This is a genomic window from Sphingosinicella ginsenosidimutans, from assembly GCF_007995055.1.
GTDB lineage: Bacteria > Pseudomonadota > Alphaproteobacteria > Sphingomonadales > Sphingomonadaceae > Allosphingosinicella > Allosphingosinicella ginsenosidimutans.
The window spans coordinates 852,124-872,470 of sequence record NZ_VOQQ01000001.1; the positions used below are offsets into that span (position 1 = coordinate 852,124).

Here is a 20,347-nt window from a genome sequence, read left to right on the forward strand (position 1 = left end):
CCGGCACGCTAGCTGCGCCGCCGGTCCGCGCGCGTCAACCCGCCAGGGCCTCGGCCTGCTCCGCCAGCTCCAGCCAGCGCGTCTCGGCCTCGTCGCGTTCGGCGCGGGCGGCGGCGATCGAATTGGTCAGCGCTTCGAACAGCTTGGGATCACGCGCGTAAAGCGTCGGATCGGACAGCGCCGCCTCATCGCGGGCGATCGCCGCCTCCAGTTCCTCGATCCGTCCGGGCAGGAGATCGAGATCGCGCTGATCCTTGTAGGACAGCTTTTTTCGCGCCGGCGGTCGCTGGTCCCGAGCGACGTCAGGGGACGCCGGCACGGGTTCATCGCGAACGCCCCTCGACTGTGCTCGGGGCGAGCGAGACTGGCCGGGCCGCTTCCTTTTCCGTTCCCAATCCTCATAGCCGCCGGCGACGATGTCGACCTTGCCCGATCCATCGAGGCCGAGCGTGATCGTCACCGTCCGGTCGAGAAAGTCGCGATCGTGGCTGACGATGAGGACGGTGCCTTCATAATCGGCGATCACCTCCTGAAGCAGATCGAGCGTCTCCATGTCGAGATCGTTGGTCGGCTCGTCCAGCACCAGCAGGTTCGATCGCCGCGCGAACTCGCGCGCGAGCAGCAGGCGCGATCGCTCGCCGCCCGACAGGCTGCCGACCTTTGCATCCACCAGGTTCGGATCGAACAGGAACTCCTTGAGATAGCCCTGCACATGCTTCTTGTGGCCGCGCACCTCGATCCAGTCGCCGCCGTCGGCGAGAATGTCGCGAACGCGCTTGTCGGGATCGAGCAGCTTCCTTTGCTGGTCGATCATCACGCCGGACAGGGTCCTGGCGCGCGTCACCGTGCCTTCGTCCGGCGCGATCTCGCCGGTCAGCAGCTTGAGCAGGGTCGTCTTTCCCGTGCCGTTGGCGCCGACGACGCCGATCCGGTCGCCGCGCTGGATCCGCAGCGTGAAATCCCGGATGATCGTGCGGTCACCAAATCTCTTGGTCACCTGATCCGCCTCGATCACCATCTTGGTGCGCACGTCGTCATTCTCGACCGCGAGCTTGGCCGTCCCGGCAGGGCCGAGCATCGCGGCGCGGGCCGCGCGCATTTCGTGCAGTTTCGCGAGCCGCCCCTGGTTGCGCCGGCGCCGCGCGGTCACGCCGCGCTGGAGCCAGTGCAGTTCCAGCTTCAGCTTCGCGTCGAGCTTTTCGGCGGCGCGCGCCTCTTCTTCATAGACCCGCTCGGTCCATGCCTCGAACCCGCCATAGCCGACCTCGGCGCGCCGCAGCTGCCCGCGATCGAGCCAGAAGGTCGAGCGGGTGAGGCGGGTGAGAAAGGTGCGATCGTGGCTGATGACGATGAACGCGCCGGTATAGCGGCCGAGCCAGTCCTCCAGCCATTCGATGCCGGCGAGATCGAGATGGTTGGTCGGCTCGTCGAGCAGAAGCACGTCCGGCTCTGCCGCCAGCGCGCGCGCGATCGCCGCGCGGCGGCGTTCGCCGCCCGATGCGGTCTTCGCCTCACGCGAGAGATCGAGCCCGATCTGATCGGCGATCGCCTCGACTTCGTGCGCCGCCGCCGGCCCCGACAGGGCGAAATCGCGAAGCGTCGCAAAGCGCGTCACGTCCGGATCCTGTTCCAGGAGCACGACCTTGGTGCCGGGCTGGATCGTGCGCCGCCCCTCATCGGTTTCGATGAGGTCGGCGAGGCATTTGAGCAAGGTCGTCTTGCCCGCGCCGTTGCGCCCGATCAGCGCGAGCCGGTCGCGCGCGCCGACGAACAGGTCGAGATGGCGGAAGAGCCAGCCGGCCCCCTGGACGAGGCCGAGATTTTCATAAGCGAGAACAGGTGCTGCCATGGCGGCCAGATAGGGCGTCGCTGCGGAGCCGTCACCCCGGGACTAGAAATCGCTGCTGCCGAACCGGCCGACGCCCTTGTTGAAGCCGGGCGGATCGAGGACCGAGATGTCGAGTTCCAGCGGCGCGCCGATCCAGCGCGCCAATGTCGTGTGATCGGCGACATCGTCGTCGGTGAGCGGGTGGATCAGCGCGCGAAGCCCGCTCGCCTCGATCGCGTCGATCACCGGCACGAGCGTGCGCTGCGGGAAGTGAATCTCGAACTGCGGGAACGGATGGGGTCCGACGGGGCGATCGACCATGCGCCCGACGAAGAGGATGCGGCGCTCCCCGTCGTTCCCGGCAAGGCGCTGGAACGACTCGCGCAGACTGGCCGCCGCCGCGCGCTCCCCGGCGGAAAAATAGACATGGGCGTGGAAAGGCGCATCGCCATCGCTCATCGGCCGGGTCCTCTCTGGTCGCGCCTATCGAAGGCGGCGGGTGGCGGCAAGGCCGTCCACCGGGCCGCAGGCCGCGAAGGCGATAGGCCAGGCGGACGATTCAGGATAGACTGGCGCGGTTCGAAAGGGGGGCGACATGCCAGTCATCGGAATGGGCGGATATTTCTTCCGCGCGAAGGACCCGCCCGCGCTCAAGGCCTGGTACAAGGCGCATCTCGGCGTCGGCGGCGGCTGCGGGACGGACGAGTCCGGCCGGTCGAACGAATGGGTGTGGTTCACCGCCGGCGGCCCGATGGTGTTCGAACCGTTCAAGCACGACACCGACTATTTCCCCGCCGACCGCACGGCGATGATCAATCTGCGCGTCGATGGCCTTGAGGCCCTCGTCGCCGATCTTCGCGCCGCCGGCATCGAGATCACCCGCGAGGAAAACATGGACGGCGTCGGCCGTTTTGCCCACATCCACGATCCGGAGGGCAATTTGATCGAATTGTGGGAGCCGGAACCGCGCGGCTGATGTGCGGGACGACGCGCCGCCCGGCCCCTAGTGATACCCATCCTCGCCGACCTTGCCGCGAAACACCCAGTAGGACCAGGCGGTGTAGGCGAGGATGAGCGGGATCAGCACCACCGCGCCGATCAGCATGAATATCTGGCTGGTTGGCGGCGCGGCGGCTTCCCAGATGGTGACGCGGCCCGGGATCACGTCCGGCCAGATCGAGATGCCGAGCCCGACCAGGGTCAGCGCGAACAGGACCAGCGTGCAGACGAAAGCGAGGAAGTCCCGTCCGCGCCGCACGCCCTCCCAGCCGACCAGTGCGACGCCGCCGAACAGGAACGGCATGAGCGCCGTCACCATCAACCCCGGCATCTGGAACCAGCGCGCATAATATTGCTGCTCGAGATAGGGGGTCGCGAGGCTGACCGCGCCGACCAGGATCAGGAAGGCCGGGAAAAGCCACGAGGCCATCCGGCGCACCCGATCGTGCAACGCCCCTTCCGTTTTCCAGATCAGCCAGGTCGCACCGAGCAGCGCGTAGGCGACGGTGAGGCTGAGTCCGGTCAGCAGGCTGAACGGAGTCAGCCAGTCCCACCAGCCGCCGGCATAAGCCCGGCCCTCGATATGGATGCCCTGCAGGAGCGCGCCGAGCGTGATCCCCTGCGCCAGCGTCGCGACGAGCGAGCCGAAAAAGAAGCCGGCGTCCCAAAATTTGCGATGGCCCTCGTCGCGCCAGCGGAACTCGAAGGCGACGCCGCGGAAGACGAGGCCGAGCAGCATCGCGATCAGCGGCGCGTAAAGCGCCGGCAGCACGATCGCATAAGCCAGCGGAAAGGCCGCCAGCAGCCCGCCGCCGCCCATCACCAGCCAGGTCTCGTTGCCGTCCCACACCGGGGCGATCGCGTTCATCGCCTGGTCGCGTTCGCGTCCGACCGGGAATTGAGGGAAGAGGATGCCGATGCCGAGATCGAAGCCGTCCATGAAGACGTACATCGCGACCGCGACGGCGATGATGATCGCCCAGATCACAGTGAGGTCCATCAGCGTGCCTCCTCGTCTGGCCGCTCGAGCGCCGGCGCGGGGGTGATGCCGGCCGTGCGGACCGGGATCTCCGCGACCCCGGGCTCCAGCGCCGCCGGCGGATGCGCCATCAGCCGCAGGAGGTAGAAAATACCCATGGAGAACACGGCGCAATAGACGAGCACGAAGGCGATCAGCGATCCGGTGACGCCGGGCGCCGCGATCGGCGAGACGGCGTCTTCCGTCCTCAGCAGGTGATAGACGACGAAGGGCTGGCGGCCGACCTCGGTCGTCACCCAGCCGGCGATGACCGCGACGAAGCCCGAGGGTCCCATCAGCAGCGCGAAGCGATGCAGCCAGCGCCATTCGTAGAGCCGGCGCCGCCAGCGGGCGATGAAGCTCCAGATTCCGAGCGCGAGCATCAGCACGCCGAGCCCGACCATCAGCCGGAAGGACCAGAAAAGAATGCCGACCGAGGGCCGGTCGCGCGGCGGGAAGGCATCGAGGCCGACGATCGGCGCGTTCGCATCGTGCCGCAGGATCAGCGAGCCGAGCCGCGGAATCTCGACCGCGGCGCGCATCTGCTGGTCGCGGTCGTCGGGGATTCCGAACAGGATCAGCGGCGCGCCCGACAGGTGGCTTTGATAATGCCCCTCCATCGCGGCGATCTTGGCGGGCTGGTGCTCGAGCGTGTTGAGCCCCTGCTGGTCGCCGGCGAGAATCTGGATCGGGGTGACGATCGCGGCCATCCACATGGCCATGGAGAACATCGTCTTCACCTCAGCCGTCGCGCGGCCCCTCAGCAGGTGCCAGGCAGCCACGCCGCCGACCGCCAGGGCGGTGGTGAGATAGGCGGCGATCACCGTGTGGACGAGCCGATAGGGGAAGCTGGGATTGAAGATCACGGCGAGCCAGTCGACCGGGACGAACTGGCCCTCACCGTTCATCGCCCAGCCCGCCGGCGTCTGCATCCAGCTGTTGGCCGAGAGGATCCAGAAGGCGGAAATGCAGGTGCCGACCGCGACCAGGCAGGTCGCGGCGAAATGCAGGCCGCGTCCCACCTTGTCCATGCCGAACAGCATGACGCCCAGGAAGCCGGCCTCGAGGAAGAAGGCGGTCAGCACCTCATAGGCCATGAGCGGGCCGATCACCGGGCCGGCGCGGTCGGAGAAGACCGACCAGTTGGTGCCGAACTGGTAGGAGAGGACGATTCCGGAGACCACGCCCATCGCGAAGACGACCGAAAAGATCTTCAGCCAGTATCTGAACAGGTTCAGGTAGCGGTCCTGCCCCGTCTTCAGCCACAGCCCTTCGAGCACGGCGAGATAGGAGGCCAGCCCGATGGTGAAGGCGGGAAACAGGAAATGGAAGCTGACGGTGAAGGCGAACTGCCATCGCGCAAGCAGCAATGCGGCATCGGATACGGTCATCGAGCTCCCCTTGCCTTCGGCCGGAGGTCTGTCGCATTTGCGTGCATGAGGCAGACGGAGCCTACGCAATGATAGGTGGGACGGAGACGAGCGGCCTATAACATTTTTGCCCGGGAGGTACCAATGCGCGTGTTGCTGGCGCTGATTCTGCTCTGCCTGGGCGCGACCCAGGCGGTCGCCGATCCGCCGATCCTGCTTCGTCCGGCGCGGGTGTTCGACGGCGTCGATCCGGCGCCCCATGCCGGCTGGCAAGTGCTTGTCGAGGGAGACCATATCGTTGCCGCTGGCCCGGACCTGCGCGCGCCCGCCGACGCCCGCGTGATCGACCTTCCCGGGATGACGCTGATGCCCGGCATGATCGAGGGCCACGGGCACATCTTCCTTCATCCCTATAACGAGACGAGCTGGGACGATCAGGTGCTTCGCGAGCCGCTCGCGATGCGGGTGGCGCGGGCGACCGTCTCGGCGCGCGACACGCTGATGGCCGGTTTCACCACCGAGCGCGATCTCGGCACGGAAGGCGCCGGCTATGCCGACGTCGGACTTCGCGACGCGATCGACCGGGGCATCGTCCCCGGCCCGCGGATGATCGTCGCGACCCGGGCGATCGTCGCTACCGGCGCCTATGGGCCGAAGCTTGCCGATCCCGAGCTGGCCGCGCTCGGCGCCGAGGAATCGGACGGCGATCATCTCGTCGCCACCGTCCGTCACCAGATCGGCGCCGGCGCCGACGTGGTGAAATTCTACACCGACTATCGCTGGCGGCCCGGCGAGCCGAGCCGTCCGACCTTCCTTGCCGAGGAGCTGAGGCCCGCGATCGAGGCAGCCCATTCGGCCGGACGCACCACCGCCGCCCATGCCGGCACGGCCGAAGGGATGCGCCGCGCGATCCTGGCCGGGATCGACACGATCGAACATGGCGACGGCGGGACGCCGGAAGTGTTCCGCCTGATGCGCGAGCATGATGTCGGCTATTGCCCGACGCTGGCCGCGACCGACGCGATCGCCCGCTATCGCGGCTGGAACGGCGAGGCGCCTGAGCCGGAGTCGATCCGCGCCAAGCGGGCGAGCTTCGCCGCGGCGCTCGCGGCCGGGGTGCGGATGTGCGTCGGCGGCGATGTCGGCGTCTTCCCGCACGGGGAGAATGCGCGCGAGATGGAGTTGATGGCCGCCTGGGGGATGCGCCCCGCCGCCGTGCTGGTCGCCGCGACATCGGGCAATGCCGCGATCTTCCACCTCGCCGATCGCGGCGCGATCCGGCCGGGCCTGCTGGCCGATCTGGTCGCGGTTGCCGGCGATCCCACCGCCGACATCCATGCGGTGCGGCAGGTGCGGATGGTGATGAAGGGCGGCGTGCTCTACCGCGAACCCTGAACGCCAGCTTACAAATTCGTCGCAGCGGCTTTCGCATTCGTCACGCCGGGCTTGGCCCTTGCGAGCGCCCCGGGCAGCCGGGAAGGATGACGACGATCGCCCGTGACAGACCGCGCTTTCGAGGGCAGAATCACTCCCTGTTTCAGAGGATCGCGCGGCGCATGGAAGAATCGCTCGCTTATTCGCGCTGGTGGGAAGCCCTGCGCTCGACGATCGCGCTGTGGTTCTTCGTCCTTTTGATGTTCCTGCCGCTGATCATCCGCCGGCACGAGGGCGAGGATTGGACCGGAGTCGCGATCGATTGTTCGACGTTTCTCTATTCGATCGCGCTCGCGATGCTGATGTACCTCGCCTCACGCGTGACGATGACGATGCCGGCCTGGATGCGATTGCCGCTGCGCGCTGGCGCCGTGATCGCGACCGCCGCCGTCAACACGGTGCTCGACCTGCTTTTCCAGGGCTGGATCGGCGATCATGTCGCGACCGCCTGGCAGACGCTTCCAACCGATTTCGTGCGCGCCTATTCCTCGATGCTGAACTACATCCTGGTGTTCGGCGCGAACATGGTGCTGTTCCACGTCAATCACGCCCGGCGCGCCGCGATCGCGCAGGAGCGGCGCCTCGCCCAGGCCGACAAGGCCGCACAGGCGGCGCAGCTCCAGGCGCTGCGCTACCAGCTCAACCCGCATTTCCTGTTCAACGCGCTCAATTCGATCTCTTCGCTGATCGTCACCCGGCGCAACGACGATGCCGAGGCGATGACCGAGCGGCTGTCGACCTTCCTCAGGAACTCGCTCAACGCCGATCCGGCCGGGCTCACCCGCCTCGACGACGAGCTCGCGCTGACCGAGGAATATCTGCAGATCGAAAGCGTCCGCTTCGGCGACCGGCTCGACGTGACCGTCCATTGCGCGGACGACGCCTGCAACGCCATCATCCCGAGCTTCCTCGTCCAGCCGCTCGTCGAAAATGCGGTGAAGCACGGCGTCGCACGATCGCGCGAGCCGGTGCATATCCAGATCGACGCTGCGATCGAGGAAGGGGGGCTGCGGATCACCGTCGCCAACGAGCTTGGCGAGAAGGATGCCGACATGCTTCGTGGCACCACCGGCGCCGGCTTCGGCATCGCCAATGTGCGGCGGCGGCTGGAGAATATCTACGGGGGGGCGGCGACGCTCAATGCCGGGCCGGAGCACGGCCGCTACATCGCCACCATCCTGATCCCCCGCGATCCGCCGCGCGAATTGACTCAACGCCCGGTGTGACCGAAAGAAATGGCCGGGGAGGGCAAGGGGCGAATGCGGGTTCTGTTGGTCGACGACGAACCACTGGCGCTGGATCGGCTGCGGACGTTTTTCGGCGATATCGACGATGTCGATGTGATCGGCGAGGCGCGCGACGGCAACGAGGCGCTCGACCGGATCCGGGAGCTGACGCCCGACCTTGTCATCATGGATGTGCAGATGCCCGGCCGCAACGGCCTGCGCGCCGCCGCCAGCATCGACATCGAGCCGAGGCCGGAGCTCGTCTTCGTGACCGCGCACGAGCATTATGCGCCGGACGCGTTCGAGGTGGACGCCGCCGATTACCTGCTGAAGCCTGTCCGCTTCGATCGGCTGCGACAGGCGATCGATCGCGCGCGGCGGCGGCAATCCATGCGGTCGAACGCGGCGCTCGCGCAGAAACTGTCCGCCGAGGTCGCGGCGCTCAAGACTGGAGAGGGGGCGGGACTCGACGATGGTTTCTGGGTGCCCGAGCGCAACGGGCAACGGCGCGTGCCGATCGAGGCGATCGACTGGATCGAGGCGGCGCGCGACTATGTGCTGCTCCACACGCAGCTGCGCAGCCATCTGCTCAGGATCACGATGACATCGCTGGAGGAGCGGCTGCGGGGATCGCCGTTGCTTCGGGTTCACCGTTCGGCCTTCGTCCGGCCGGATCGGGTGACGGAGGTCCGCAAGGGGCACCGGTCGATGAGCCTGGTGCTTGCCGACGGCGCCGAGGTGCAGGTCGGGCCGAGCTATGTCGCGGCGGTGAAGGAAGCGCTCAACTTCGATTGAGGCGTGAATCAGAAACGGGGCGCGTTGCTATCGGACAGCGCGCCCCGTTCGGTATTGGCCGCCCATGCGGCTCAGGCCAGCAGGCCGGTGGAGGTGCTCGCGGTCATCAGCATGCCGCTGACGAAGAACGCTGCGACCACGGTGGCCAGCATGCGGAAGTTCTCGGATTTCGTCATCTCGTTCGTCCTTTCCAGCGGCATTGGCGCCGCGGCGCTGCCCCTAGGCCGGCCCGGGGCGAAGCGCATGGCCGATGCGATGGCGATGGCGTGGCGTTCGACGAGGCCGCGCCGGCGCGACCAATGCGCCGCAGAGGCCGACGAATGCGTCAGACGAACACCGACCAGCGTGTCTTTTCGACCAGCATTTCGAGCGCGAGCGCGCCGGTTTCGCTCGTCCCGGCCGCGTTGAGGCCCGGCGACCAGACGGCGATGGCGCCCTCCCCCGGCACGATCGCGAGAATCCCGCCGCCGACGCCCGATTTGCCGGGCAGGCCGACGCGGAAGGCGAATTCGCCCGAATTGTCGTAATGGCCGCACAGCATCATCACGCTGTTAATGCGCCGCGCGCGATGCCATGCGGTCACCTGCCGCCCGGTCTCGGGATCGCGCCCGTCAAAGGCGAGGAACAAGGCGGCGCGGGCAAGCTGGCGACAGCTCATCGCCACCGCGCATTGATGGAAATAGCCCTCCAGCACCGTCTCGACATCGTTCGAAAGCGTGCCGAAGCTCTTCATGAACCAGGCGAGCGCGCGGTTGCGCGATCCCGTCCGCGCCTCGCTGTGCGCGACTTCCTCGTCGATATGGACCCGCTCGTCGCGCGATTCGGCGCGCAGCAGACCGAGCAGGGACTCCAGCGCCTCGCCCATCGTGCCGTTGCCGATCAGGTGATCGGTGACGACCATCGCCCCGGCGTTGATCAGCGGATTGCGCGGGATGCCGCGCTCGCTTTCGAGCTGGACGATCGAGTTGAACGCGCTGCCCGATGGTTCGCGGCCGACCTTGTCCCACAGCTTCGCGCCGACCTTGTCGAGAGCGAGCTGGAGCATGAACACCTTGGAGATCGACTGGATCGAAAAGGGCTCGTCGCAATCGCCGGCGCCGTGGACCATGCCGTCCCTGCCGGCGAAGGCGATGCCGAACCTGTTCGGATCGACCCGGGCGAGCGCGGGGATGTAATCGGCGACGCGTCCGCGTCCGCGATGCGGCTCGATCTCGGCAAGCACCTCGGCAAGCAGCTCGTCCATTCGCGCCCCCTGCGCCTGTTGCGCCCGCCCTTTTCAGCCACCGGCCGCTGGAAGGAAAGCCGGATTCCCGCTTGCGGGGAAATGACGCGCTAGGGCTGTTCGCCCGCCGGCCCGGGCGTCTGCCGGGAATAAGGCGCGACATCCGTCAGCGCATCGCCGCCGAGGCTGGTGTAGAGATCGACGAGATTGCCGGCGCGCGCGAGGCGGGTCGCGATCAGCGTCCGCTGCGCGCCATAGAGCGTGCGCTGGGCGTCGAGGCTGTCGAGGAAGGTGTCGATGCCGCCGCGATAGCGCGCGTCGGTGAGCCGCGCATTGTCCGCCGCCGCCGCGACCAGGCGGCGCTGGGCGCCAAGCTGCGCATCGATCGTGCCCCGCCGGGCGAGGGCATCCGATACCTCGCGGAAGGCGGTCTGGATCGTCTGCTCATATTGGGCGAGCGCAGCGTCACGCTGCGCCTCGGACAGCCGCAAATTGCCGCGATTGGCCCCGGCATCGAAGATCGGCAGCGAGGCGCTGGCGCCGGCATTCCAGGTGAAGGCGCCGCCGGTGAAGAGCGACGAGAGCGCATCGCTGGCGACGCCGAGCAGGCCGGTGAGGCTGATCCTCGGGAAGAAGGCCGCTCGCGCCGCGCCGATCCGGGCATTGGCCGAACGGAGCCGATATTCGGCCTCCACCACGTCGGGGCGGCGAAGCAGGATTTCGGAGCTGAGGCCCGCCGGCAGCTCGCCGAGCTGGCCGTCCACCGCGTCGAGGCTCGCCGGGAGCAGGGCATCGTCGATCGGCGCGCCGACGAGGAGCTGGAGGAGGTTTCGATCCTGCGCGACCGCGGTGGTCTGGCTGGCGACGTCGCTCTGCGCGGTCTCGAGGATGGTCTGCGCCTGCCTGAGGTCGATCCGCGAGGCGATCCCGCCGCGCAGCCGCTGATCGGTGAGCTGCACCGAACGCTGGGCATTGTCGCGCGTCGCGACGGCGATCGCGAGCAGGCTCCGGTCGGCGGCGTAGGCCAGATAGGCGTTGGCGATCTCGCCGATCAGCGCGAGGCGGGTCGACCGCTGCGCGGCTTCGGTCGCGAAATAATCCTGGAGCGCGGCGTGGCTCAGGCTGCGGACGCGGCCGAACAGGTCGAGCTCGAACGCGCTGACGCCGAGATCGGCGGAATAGGACTCCTGCGTCCCGCCGCCATTGCCGTTGCCCGCGACATTGCCGCGGTCGCCGATCGAGGCCCCCGCGCCGGCATCGACATGGGGGAAGAGATCGGCGCGCTGGACGCGGAACTGCGCCCGCGCCGCGGCGACATTGGCGGCGGCGACGCGAAGATCGCGATTGTTGGCGAGCGCGGAATCGATCAGCGCCTGCAGGTTCGGATCGCGGAAGATGTCGCGCCGGGACAGGCTGGGCAGCGCCGCTTCGCTCTGCCTGAGATAGGCGTCGCCGGCCGGCCAGCTCGGCGGCACCGGCGCTTCGGGCCGCTGGTAATGCGGCTCCATCGTGCAGCCAGCGAGCGCGAGCGCCGCGATCGAGGCGAGGCGGCGGCTCATTGGGCGGGCTCCGGCGCCGGCGTCGCGGGCGGCGCATCGTCGTCATGATGGTGGAGGTGGCTCAACACGTTGCGGGTCGAACGGCGGACCAGCACGAAGAAGAGCGGGATGTAGAAGATGGCGAGGATCGTCGCGGTCAGCATCCCGCCGATCACCGACGTGCCGATCGCGATGCGGCTATTGGCCCCCGCGCCTGACGCGACCGCGAGGGGGAAGACGCCGGCCATGAACGACATCGAGGTCATCAGGATCGGCCGCAGACGGATCCGGGCCGCCTCCAGCGCCGCGTCGATGATGCGGGCGCCGCGCTTTTCCGCCTGTTCGGCAAATTCGATCATGAGGATCGCGTTCTTGGAGGCAAGGCCCATGGTGGTGAGCAGGCCGATCTGGAGGAAAACGTCGTTCTGCAGCCCGCGCAAGGTCACCGCGAAGATCGCGCCGACCAGCCCGAGCGGGATCACCAGCAGCACCGCGACGGGGATCGACCAGCTTTCGTAAAGCGCCGCGAGGCACAGGAAGACGACCAGCAGCGAGATGCCGTAGAGATAGGGCGCCTGGCCCGAGGACAGCCGCTCCTGGTAGGAAAGGCCGCTCCACGCGACCGAGGTGCCCGGGATCTGCGCGGCGAGCTGCGCCATCCGGTTCATCGCATCTCCCGAGGAATAGCCGGGCGCCGCCTGGCCCTGGAATTCATAGTTGGAGATGCCGTTGAACCGGCTCAGCGTCGTCGGCGCCTGCGACCAGGAGGTGCGCGCGAAGGAGGAAAATGGCGCCATCGTCCCGCTCGACGTGCGAACATACCATTTGCCGAGATCGGACGGATCGGCGCGGAAGGGCGCATCGCCCATGACATAGACGCGCTTGACGCGGCCGCGATCGACGAAGTCGTTGACGTAGCGCCCGCCCCAGGCGGTCGAGAGCGTGTCGTTGACGTCGGCCTGGCTGAGCCCGAGCGTGTGCATCGCCGCCTCGTCCCAGGCGACATGGAGCGTCGGCACGTCCTCAAGCCCCGACAGGCGGACATTGGCGAGGCTCGGATCGTTGCGCGCGGCCTGAAGCAACCGATCGCGCGCGGCCTTGAACTCCTGGTAGCTCAGCGCGCCGGTGTTCTGGAGCTCCATCGTGAAGCCGTTCGACTGGCCGAGGCCGCGGATCGCCGGCGGCACGGTCGCGTAGAATTCGACATCGCGCATTCCCGACAACGCCCGGGTCGCCCGCCGGGTGATCGCATCGGCGCTGTTCTCGCGGCCATGACGCTGGTCCCAAGGCTGGAGATTGAGGAAGCCGCGCCCGACATTCTGGCCGCCGCCCTGCCCGCCGCCGGCCGAGCCGCTGACCGTGAACACCGCCGCGACGTTGCGCTGCTCCTGGTTCAGGAAATAGCGCTCGACCGCCTGCTGCACGGCAAGCGTGCGGCCCTGCGTCGCGCCGGGCGGAAGCGTGTACTGGATCTGCGCGCTTCCCTGATCCTCGACCGGAAGGAAGCTGGTCGGCAGCCGGAAGAACATGATGACGAGCAGCAGCGTGATCGCGCCGTAGATGGCGAGGAAAAGCCACTTGCGATCGGTGACGTAGCGCGTCGCGTTCTGATGCTTTTCGACCAGCGATGCGAAGCCGCGGTTGAAGCCGGACGCGGCGGCGGCGAGCCGCGCCGAGACCGCCGGGAAGCGACGCGACAACATGCTTTCGTGCGTCGCTTCATATTGCTTGCTCTTGAGCAGGTTGGCGGTGATCGCGGGGCTCAGGATGAGGGCGACGATCACCGAGAGCACCATCGCCGACACGATCGTGATCGAGAACTGGCGGTAGATGACGCCGGTCGATCCGCCGAAAAAGGCCATGGGAAGAAACACCGCCGACAGCACCATCGCGATCGCGATCAGCGCCATCTGGATCTCGCCCATCGATTTGATCGTCGCCTCGCGCGGGCTCATCCCGGGATTTTCCTCGAGCAGACGCTCGACATTCTCGACCACCACGATCGCATCGTCGACGAGCAGGCCGACGACGAGGACGAGCCCGAACAGCGTCAGCGTGTTGATCGAGAAGCCGGCGATGCCGAGCACCGCGAAGGTGCCGAGCAGGACGACCGGCACCGCGATCGCCGGAACCAGCGTCGGCCGCCATCCCTGGAGGAAGACGAAGATGACGAGGACGACGAGCACAATCGCCTCGACCAGCGTCTTGGCGACCTCCTCCACCGACAGCTTGATGAAGCCGGTGGTGTCCGACGGGAAGGTATATTCCAGCCCCGGCGGGAAATCGTGCGCGCGCCGCTCGATCTCCGTCTTGACCAGCTCCGCGGTGGTGAGCGCGTCGGCGCCCGGCGCCAGGCTGACGGCGATGCCAGCGCCCGGATGGCCGTTGATACGGCTGATGACCTGGTAATTCTCGGCGCCGAGCTCGACCCTCGCGACATCGGACAGGCGCACCATCGACCCGTCGGCCTGGGTCTTGAGGATGATGTCGCGGAATTGCTGCGGGGTCTGGAGCCGCGACTGGGCGGTGACCGTCGCGTCGAGCATCTGACCCTGCGGCATCGGCTGCGCGCCGACCTCGCCGGCCGCGACCTCGGTATTCTGCGACTGGATCGCCGCGGTGACGTCGCTCGGCATCAGCTGGTAGCTCGCCAGCTTCTGCGGATCGAGCCAGATGCGCATCGCATATTGCGCGCCGAACACGTTGGTATCGCCGACGCCGGGAATCCGGCCCAGGGCATCCTGGAAATTGGAGATGAGATAATCGGAGACGTCCTGGTTCGTCATCCGGTCGGTCGAATCATAGACCGCGGCGATCAGCAGGAAATCCGGATTGGACTTGGTGACGACCAGCCCCTGCTGCTGCACCTGCTGGGGAAGACGGGGCAGCGCCTGCTGGACCTTGTTCTGGACCTGGACCTGGGCGGTGTCGGGATCGACGCCCTTGTCGAAGGTCGCGGTGATCGTGACCTGCCCGCGCGAGCTCGAATTGGAGGTGAAATAGAGCAGACCGTCGATCCCGGTCAGCTGCTGCTCGATCACCTGGGTGACGCTGTTTTCCAGCGTCTGCGCCGAGGCGCCGGGGAAGTTCGCGCGGATGTTGACGTTGGGCGGGGCGATATCGGGATATTGCTCGACCGGCAGCGTGTAGATCGAGCCGAGGCCGGCGAGCATGATGATGATCGCGATGACCCAGGCGAAGATCGGCCGGTCGATGAAAATCCGCGAGAGCATTTCGGGATCAGCCTCCGCGGCGGCCCGTCGGCGGCGCGACCCGCTGGGAAGAGCCCGCCGGGACCGGCTGGACCAGCTGCCCCGGCCGGACGCGCGCGGTGCCTTCCGTCACCACTCGATCGCCCGGGTTCAGCCCCGCCGTGACCACCCAGTTCGTCCCCTGCGTTCGATCCGCGGTCACGGTGCGCTGGACGATCCGGTTGTCGCGGCCGACGACGAACACCGTCGCATTGCCCCTTGGATCGCGCGAGACGCCGGCCTCCGGCACCAGGATCGCGCGCGTATCGATGGCCTGGGCGAAGATGGCCTGAACGAACATGCCGGGAAGCAGCAGTCCCTGCGGATTGGGAAATTGCGCCCGGAGCGTGACCGTGCCGGTGCTCGGATCGACCGTCACCTCGGAAAACTGGACGGTCCCGGCATAGCCATAGTCGCTGCCGTCCTGGAGCTTGAGCCGCACCGCGGCGCTCGCCGGAACCGCGCCGCCGCTCGCCAGCGCGCGGCGCAAGGCGAGCAGATCGGTGCTCGATTGCTGGATGTCGACATAGATCGGATCGAGACGTTGGATCGTCGCGATCGCCTCGGTCTGGTTGGCGGTGACGAGCGCGCCAACGGTGACCAGCGAGCGGCTGATCCGGCCGCTGATCGGGGCCGGAACGCGGGTGTAGCGCAGGTTGATTTCCGCCGTTTCCAGCGCGGCGCGCGCCTGCTGGACCGCAGCATCGCCCTGTCGCGCCGCCGATTCGGCGTCGGTCAGGTCCTGCTGGCTCACCGCCTCCATCCGCGCCAACGGCGCGTAGCGCTGGGCGCGGGTGCGGGCGGCGTCACGATTGGCGCGCGCGGCGGCAAGATTGGCGCGCGCCTGCGCCACCGCCGCCTGGAAGGGCGCGGGATCGATCTGGTAGAGCGTCTGCCCGGCGCGGACCATTCCGCCTTCGGTGAACAGGCGGGCGCGGATCACGCCGGAAACCTGCGGCCGCACGTCCGACACCTCATAGGCCGAGGTGCGGCCGTTCAGTTCGGAAACGATCGGGACCTGGCTTTGCTGGACGACGACGAAGCCGACCTGCGGCGTTCCCTCGTCGCCCCGGCCGCGCCCGCCACGGCCATTGCCGTCGCCGCCCGAACAGCCGGCGAGCGCAAGCGTCGCGATCGTGGCACCGGCGAAGACCGCTCTGCTGAACCGACGCGCGATGGAGGGGCTGCTGCTTGATCGGCCGGCCATATCCGTCCTGTCGCCACCGTTCAAACCGGCCTCCGTCCCTTACTCAATGTGCATCGAACGCGATCGCGAACCCGACGATCCGCGACCTCAGGATCCGGGCCGGCACGAGACCGGCAGCCCTTGCGCCCCGGAACGTCCGCCCGAACGGCAGACCCCCGATCCCGGAGCGTCGGCCTGCCCGGCGCAGGCCGAGCGCGGCATGAGGCCCGGGGCTCGCGAACGTCAACTTAAAAAGCCGACAGATAGGCGAGGGCAACGGCGAACATCCTCCGAGCGCGCCGAACGTCGCGCCCTCCCAGAGACCGGCGCTTGGCCTTGACGCAAGGGGAAAGGTGGATGCCCGACGTGGATTCGAACCACGATTGACGGAGTCAGAGTCCGTAGTCTTACCATTAGACGATCGGGCAACGAGGCGGGCGAGATAGGCGCGGGCGCGCCCGCTGTCAACGCGGCGCGGCGCCCGCCGCCTTGCTCCCGAAAAGCCGTTCATGTAGAAGGAGGGCAAGTCAAAGGGCAGCCCCGGCCGCCCGTAACGATAAGATAAGAGACGCCCTGAAATGCCGCAGCAAGCCGCCTCGGCGCCCCAGGCGCCGGCCCCGGACCCGGCGGAGGCCGACCGACCCGAAACGGACCTGCCCGCCGCGCGACCCTGGCGACGTCCGCCCCCCCGATACACTTATGGCGCGATCGATCTCGGCACCAACAATTGCCGGCTGCTCGTCGCGCGGCCGAGCGACAACGGCTTCACCGTGGTCGATGCCTTTTCGAGGGTGGTTCGCCTCGGCGAGGGTATGGCGACGAGCGGCAAGCTCTCCGAAGGGGCGATGGACCGCGCGGTCGCGGCGCTCGGCGTGTGCGCCGAGAAGCTGAAGCGCCGCCGCGTCGGGCTGGTCCGTTCGGTGGCGACCGAGGCGTGCCGCCGCGCCGTCAACGGCCGCCAGTTCATCGAGCGCGTACGCCGCGAGACCGGCATCCGCCTGGAGATCATCGCGCCGGAGGAAGAGGCACGGCTGGCGATGCTGGGCTGCCACCGCCTGCTCGAGCCGGGCGACGGTCCGGCCCTGATCTTCGATATCGGCGGCGGATCGACCGAACTCGTCCTCATCGACACCGACGCCGGCGAGCCGCGGATCAAATGCTGGTGGAGCGCGCCCTGGGGCGTCTATTCGCTGACCGAGAGCGAGGGGCGCGGATTCGCCACCGAAGCGGAACGGCTGGCTGCCTATTCGCGGATGCGCGAGCGGGTCCGCCACGCCTTCGCACGGTTCGTCGACCTGCTGCCCAAGGCGCGCGACGACATCCGCCTGATGGGCACCAGCGGCACGGTGACGACGCTGGCGAGCGTCCACCTTGCGCTGCCGAGCTACGATCGGCGGGCGATCGACGGTCTGAGGGTGCCGACCGAATCGATGCGCGAGATCAGCGCCACTTTGTCGCGGCTCAGCCAGGAGGAGCGCGCGCGCTTCCCCTGCATCGGCCACGAGCGCGCCGACCTGGTCGTCGCCGGCTGCGCGATCCTTGAGGCGATCATGGACATCTGGCCGGCGAAGACGCTTGGCGTCGCCGATCGGGGAATCCGCGAGGGGATATTGCGCTCGCTGATGGCCCGTGACGGCCACGCAATATGAGCCGCGCCGGCGGCGGGCCGCGCACCCGCGTCAGGACCGCGAAGGGGCGACGGGTGAGCTCGACCCGCTGGCTCGAACGCCAGCTCAACGATCCTTATGTGAAGCGCGCCAAGGCCGAGGGCTATCGATCGCGCGCGGCCTACAAGCTGATCGAGCTCGACGAACGGTTCGGCTTCCTGAAGGGGGTCGAGCGGGTCGTCGATCTCGGCGTCGCGCCGGGCGGATGGACGCAGGTGGTGCGGCTCAAGGCGCCGAAGGCGGCGGTGGTCGGGATCGATCTCTTGCCGACCGATCCGATCGACGGCGCGGTGCTGCTGCAGCTCGATTTCCTCGACGAGTCCGCGCCGGACCGCCTTCGGGAGGCGCTTGGCGGGCCGGCCGACCTCGTCCTGTCGGACATGGCCGCCAACACCGTCGGCCACCCCCAGACCGATCACCTGCGCACGATGGCGCTGGTCGAGGCAGGCCTCGAATTCGCCGGGGAGGTGCTTCGGCCGGGCGGCGCGTTCGTCGCCAAGGTCCTGGCCGGCGGCGCGGATTCAGGCCTGGTGGCCGAACTCAAGCGGCGCTTTTCCAGCGTGAAGCACGCCAAGCCGCCGGCGAGCCGCAAGGGATCGTCCGAATGGTATGTCGTCGCACAGGGGTTCAAGGGAGAGAATAGCGGGGGCTGAGCCCCCGCGCGCCCGAATGCCGCCTCAGCGCGCGCTGCGCGCCTCGGCGATGGCGGCCTTGAGCGCGTCATAGCCGACCGCGCCCTGGAGCACCTGGTTGCCGATCACGAAGGTCGGCGTGCCGGTGGCCCCGATCGCGCGGGCGAGCTCGTAATTGCGCTGCACCTCGCGGCGGATCTCATCGGTGAGCGCCGGCTCCGGAAGCCCGGCCGCCTGGCGCGCGGCGGCGATGGTCGAAGCGCTCGGCCGGCCGGCGGCATAAAGCGCATCGTGGAACTGTCGATAACGCCCCGCCCCTGCGGCGGCGAGGCTGGCGACGGCGGCCTGCTCGCTGTCCGGACCGAGGACCGGATAATCGCGCCACACGACCCTGAGCCGGCGATCCTCGCGGAGCAGCCGGGCGACGTCGGGGTTCGACGCGCGGCAATAGGGGCAGGCGTAATCGAAAAATTCGACCAGCGTGACATCGCCGTCGGCGGCACCGGCCCAGGCGCCGCGGAACGGGGTCTCGATCGCGGCGCGGTTGGCCGAGACGGCGGCGCTCGCCTCGCGATCGCGCAGCCGGTCCATCGCCTCCGGCAGGACCTCGGGATGCGCGAGCAGGTAGGAGCGCACGAAATAGCCATTGGCCGCGAGCATCGCACCGCCACCGATCACGATTCCGAGCAGCAGGGCAGCAAGGCCGGTGAGCCAGGTGCCGGCGGGCCGGCGGGACGAAGGCTCCATCAGTCGTTCCGGCGCCGGCGCTGCTGGGCGGTGCGCGAGACCATCGCGATGTCCTGCGCGCGCAGCCAATCAGGCGTGTTGGCGGGGATGCCCATCATCGCCCGCTCGGCATTGACGAGCGCCAGGCGCGGCTGGTTCTCGAGATTGTAGCGCTCCGCCGTGGCCAGCGCGGCGCGCGCCTCGTCGCCCTCGCGATCGTAGATGATGCCGAGCTGATACCAGGCGAACGGGTTGGAATTGTCGCGCTGCACGGCGAGCTTGAGCACCTGTTCGGCCTCGTGGAAATTGGCCGGATCCTCGGTCGCGATCAGCGCGTGGCCGAAGAGCGCGCCGATCAGCGGCTGATCGGGCGCTGCCGTCACGGCCTGCCGGAGCACCGCCACCGCCTCGCGCGGGCGGCCCGATTCAAGCAGGATCTGGCCCTTGAGCTCAAGGAAGAAAGGATCGTTCGGCCGGTCGCGCAGCAGGCTGTCGGCCTCGGCGAGCGCGCGATCGGGATGGGCGGCGCGATGCCAGGCATAGGCGCGGGCATAGCGCGCCGGGATCGATTGATCGCTCTCCGGATATTGCGTGAAGACGCGCTGCGGATCCTGGACGTAGCCGATCAGCTTCGCGCGCACGCGCTGGAAGCGCGCCTCGAGCGCCGGATCGGTCTGGTGGTTCCAGGCAGGATCGGCCTGCAGCGTCTGCTGGAGCAATGCGATACGATCGCCGGTCAACGGGTGATCGCTCGCGAAGCTGCCGTCGTCGGACGCCAGGCTCATCCGATATTCCATGTTCTGCAGCCGTCCGAAGAAGGCGAGCAGGCCCTGGCCGCTGATGCCCGAGCCACGCAGATAGGCGACCGCCGCCTGATCCGCCGACGCCTCCTGCGTGCGGCTGAAGGCGAGGAAGCTGCCCATCGCGGCCTGCTGGCCGGCAAGGACCGCGCCGATCCCCGCGTCGCCGGCGCCCGCCGCGACCGCGGCCGCGCCGATCAGCAGCGACAGGATCGAGATTCCCGTCGCCTGCCGCGCGCCGTCGGCGGTCCGGATGATGTGCCCGCCGGTGATATGGCCGAGCTCGTGCGCGACGACACCCTGCACCTCGTTGAGATTGTGCGCATCGACGATGAGGCCGGTCTGCAGATAGACGATCTGTCCGCCGGCGACGAAAGCGTTGATCGAAGGATCCTGGAGCAGGACCACCTGGACGTTGTCCGGCCTGAGGCCGGCCGCTTCCACCAGCGGCCGCGACATATCCCGGAACAGCGCCTCCGTCTCGGCGTCGCGGAGTATCTGCTGGGCGAAGGCAGGGCGCGCCATCGCCACGAAGCTGAGCGCGATCAGCATCCCGAGCCGCGCGAGAAAACGCCCCGCGCGCCGCGACGAATCGATCGATCCAGCCATGCCGGCCCGTTTCCGCCCGCCCGCCTGAACGGCCGATGAGCGGCGT

The 20,347-nt window shown here is 68.3% G+C and carries 16 protein-coding genes and 1 tRNA gene; 6 read left to right on the forward strand and 11 right to left on the reverse strand.

The window, feature by feature from the left end; translation table 11 throughout:
• Nucleotides 1-34: 34 nt before the first annotated feature.
• Nucleotides 35-1,849, reverse strand: a complete 1,815-nt coding sequence (locus tag FRZ32_RS04175) for an ABC-F family ATP-binding cassette domain-containing protein (protein ID WP_147042321.1) — start codon at nucleotides 1,847-1,849, stop codon at nucleotides 35-37.
• 42 nt (nucleotides 1,850-1,891) lie between these two features.
• Nucleotides 1,892-2,287 carry a DOPA 4,5-dioxygenase family protein gene (locus FRZ32_RS04180; RefSeq protein WP_147042322.1) on the reverse strand — a complete coding sequence of 132 codons (396 nt, stop codon included), beginning with the start codon at nucleotides 2,285-2,287 and terminating at the stop codon, nucleotides 1,892-1,894.
• A gap of 136 nt (nucleotides 2,288-2,423) precedes the next feature.
• Between FRZ32_RS04180 and FRZ32_RS04185 the strand changes: the two genes are divergently transcribed.
• Entirely contained in the window at nucleotides 2,424-2,804 is a 381-nt protein-coding gene (locus FRZ32_RS04185) for a VOC family protein (RefSeq protein ID WP_147042323.1), read from the forward strand.
• 27 nt (nucleotides 2,805-2,831) lie between these two features.
• Here the strand turns inward: FRZ32_RS04185 and cydB are convergent, their stop codons facing one another.
• Together cydB and FRZ32_RS04195 are read right to left on the reverse strand one after the other, a co-directional pair.
• Complete coding sequence (gene cydB, locus FRZ32_RS04190; protein ID WP_147042324.1) at nucleotides 2,832-3,827, reverse strand: cytochrome d ubiquinol oxidase subunit II; 996 nt, start codon at nucleotides 3,825-3,827, stop codon at nucleotides 2,832-2,834.
• Nucleotides 3,827-5,236 (reverse strand): cytochrome ubiquinol oxidase subunit I, encoded by a 1,410-nt coding sequence (locus tag FRZ32_RS04195; RefSeq protein ID WP_147042325.1) that lies wholly within the window; start codon nucleotides 5,234-5,236, stop codon nucleotides 3,827-3,829. The genes cydB and FRZ32_RS04195 overlap by 1 nt, the downstream gene beginning before the upstream one ends.
• A 123-nt stretch (nucleotides 5,237-5,359) precedes the next feature.
• On the opposite strand from FRZ32_RS04195, the gene FRZ32_RS04200 reads away from it, so the two are divergent.
• From FRZ32_RS04200 to FRZ32_RS04210, 3 genes are all read left to right on the forward strand, one after another.
• Nucleotides 5,360-6,610, forward strand: a complete 1,251-nt coding sequence (locus FRZ32_RS04200; protein WP_147042326.1) for a metal-dependent hydrolase family protein — start codon at nucleotides 5,360-5,362, stop codon at nucleotides 6,608-6,610.
• Nucleotides 6,611-6,771: 161 nt separating this feature from the next.
• Nucleotides 6,772-7,875 (forward strand): sensor histidine kinase, encoded by a 1,104-nt coding sequence (locus tag FRZ32_RS04205; protein WP_158635827.1) that lies wholly within the window; start codon nucleotides 6,772-6,774, stop codon nucleotides 7,873-7,875.
• A gap of 33 nt (nucleotides 7,876-7,908) precedes the next feature.
• On the forward strand, nucleotides 7,909-8,670 hold the full coding sequence (locus FRZ32_RS04210) for a LytR/AlgR family response regulator transcription factor (protein WP_147042328.1): 762 nt from the start codon (nucleotides 7,909-7,911) through the stop codon (nucleotides 8,668-8,670).
• 325 nt (nucleotides 8,671-8,995) lie between these two features.
• On the opposite strand, the gene FRZ32_RS04215 is transcribed toward FRZ32_RS04210, so the two are convergent.
• The 5 genes from FRZ32_RS04215 to FRZ32_RS04235 all read right to left on the reverse strand — a co-directional run bounded on the left by FRZ32_RS04215 (nucleotide 8,996) and on the right by FRZ32_RS04235 (nucleotide 16,295).
• Complete coding sequence (locus FRZ32_RS04215; protein WP_147042329.1) at nucleotides 8,996-9,913, reverse strand: glutaminase; 918 nt, start codon at nucleotides 9,911-9,913, stop codon at nucleotides 8,996-8,998.
• Between the two features lie 89 nt (nucleotides 9,914-10,002).
• Complete coding sequence (locus FRZ32_RS04220) at nucleotides 10,003-11,451, reverse strand: efflux transporter outer membrane subunit (RefSeq protein WP_147042330.1); 1,449 nt, start codon at nucleotides 11,449-11,451, stop codon at nucleotides 10,003-10,005.
• Nucleotides 11,448-14,663: an efflux RND transporter permease subunit gene (locus tag FRZ32_RS04225; protein WP_147042331.1), complete on the reverse strand. Its 3,216-nt coding sequence runs from the start codon at nucleotides 14,661-14,663 to the stop codon at nucleotides 11,448-11,450. The genes FRZ32_RS04220 and FRZ32_RS04225 overlap by 4 nt, the downstream gene beginning before the upstream one ends.
• Before the next feature lie 7 nt (nucleotides 14,664-14,670).
• Nucleotides 14,671-15,888, reverse strand: coding sequence for an efflux RND transporter periplasmic adaptor subunit (locus FRZ32_RS04230; RefSeq protein WP_147042333.1), 1,218 nt, complete (start codon nucleotides 15,886-15,888; stop codon nucleotides 14,671-14,673).
• 333 nt (nucleotides 15,889-16,221) lie between these two features.
• Nucleotides 16,222-16,295 (reverse strand) — tRNA-Gln (locus FRZ32_RS04235).
• 150 nt (nucleotides 16,296-16,445) lie between these two features.
• Here FRZ32_RS04235 and FRZ32_RS04240 point away from each other — a divergent pair.
• Both FRZ32_RS04240 and FRZ32_RS04245 read left to right on the forward strand, forming a co-directional pair.
• Nucleotides 16,446-17,516, forward strand: coding sequence for a Ppx/GppA phosphatase family protein (locus FRZ32_RS04240; protein WP_147042335.1), 1,071 nt, complete (start codon nucleotides 16,446-16,448; stop codon nucleotides 17,514-17,516).
• Nucleotides 17,513-18,187, forward strand: coding sequence for an RlmE family RNA methyltransferase (locus FRZ32_RS04245; protein WP_147042336.1), 675 nt, complete (start codon nucleotides 17,513-17,515; stop codon nucleotides 18,185-18,187). Before FRZ32_RS04240 ends, FRZ32_RS04245 begins: the two co-directional genes overlap by 4 nt.
• Before the next feature lie 24 nt (nucleotides 18,188-18,211).
• Here the strand turns inward: FRZ32_RS04245 and FRZ32_RS04250 are convergent, their stop codons facing one another.
• Nucleotides 18,212-18,913: a DsbA family protein gene (locus tag FRZ32_RS04250; RefSeq protein WP_147042338.1), complete on the reverse strand. Its 702-nt coding sequence runs from the start codon at nucleotides 18,911-18,913 to the stop codon at nucleotides 18,212-18,214.
• Nucleotides 18,913-20,301, reverse strand: a complete 1,389-nt coding sequence (locus FRZ32_RS04255) for a M48 family metalloprotease (RefSeq protein WP_147042340.1) — start codon at nucleotides 20,299-20,301, stop codon at nucleotides 18,913-18,915. Before FRZ32_RS04255 ends, FRZ32_RS04250 begins: the two co-directional genes overlap by 1 nt.
• Nucleotides 20,302-20,347 lie beyond the last annotated feature (46 nt).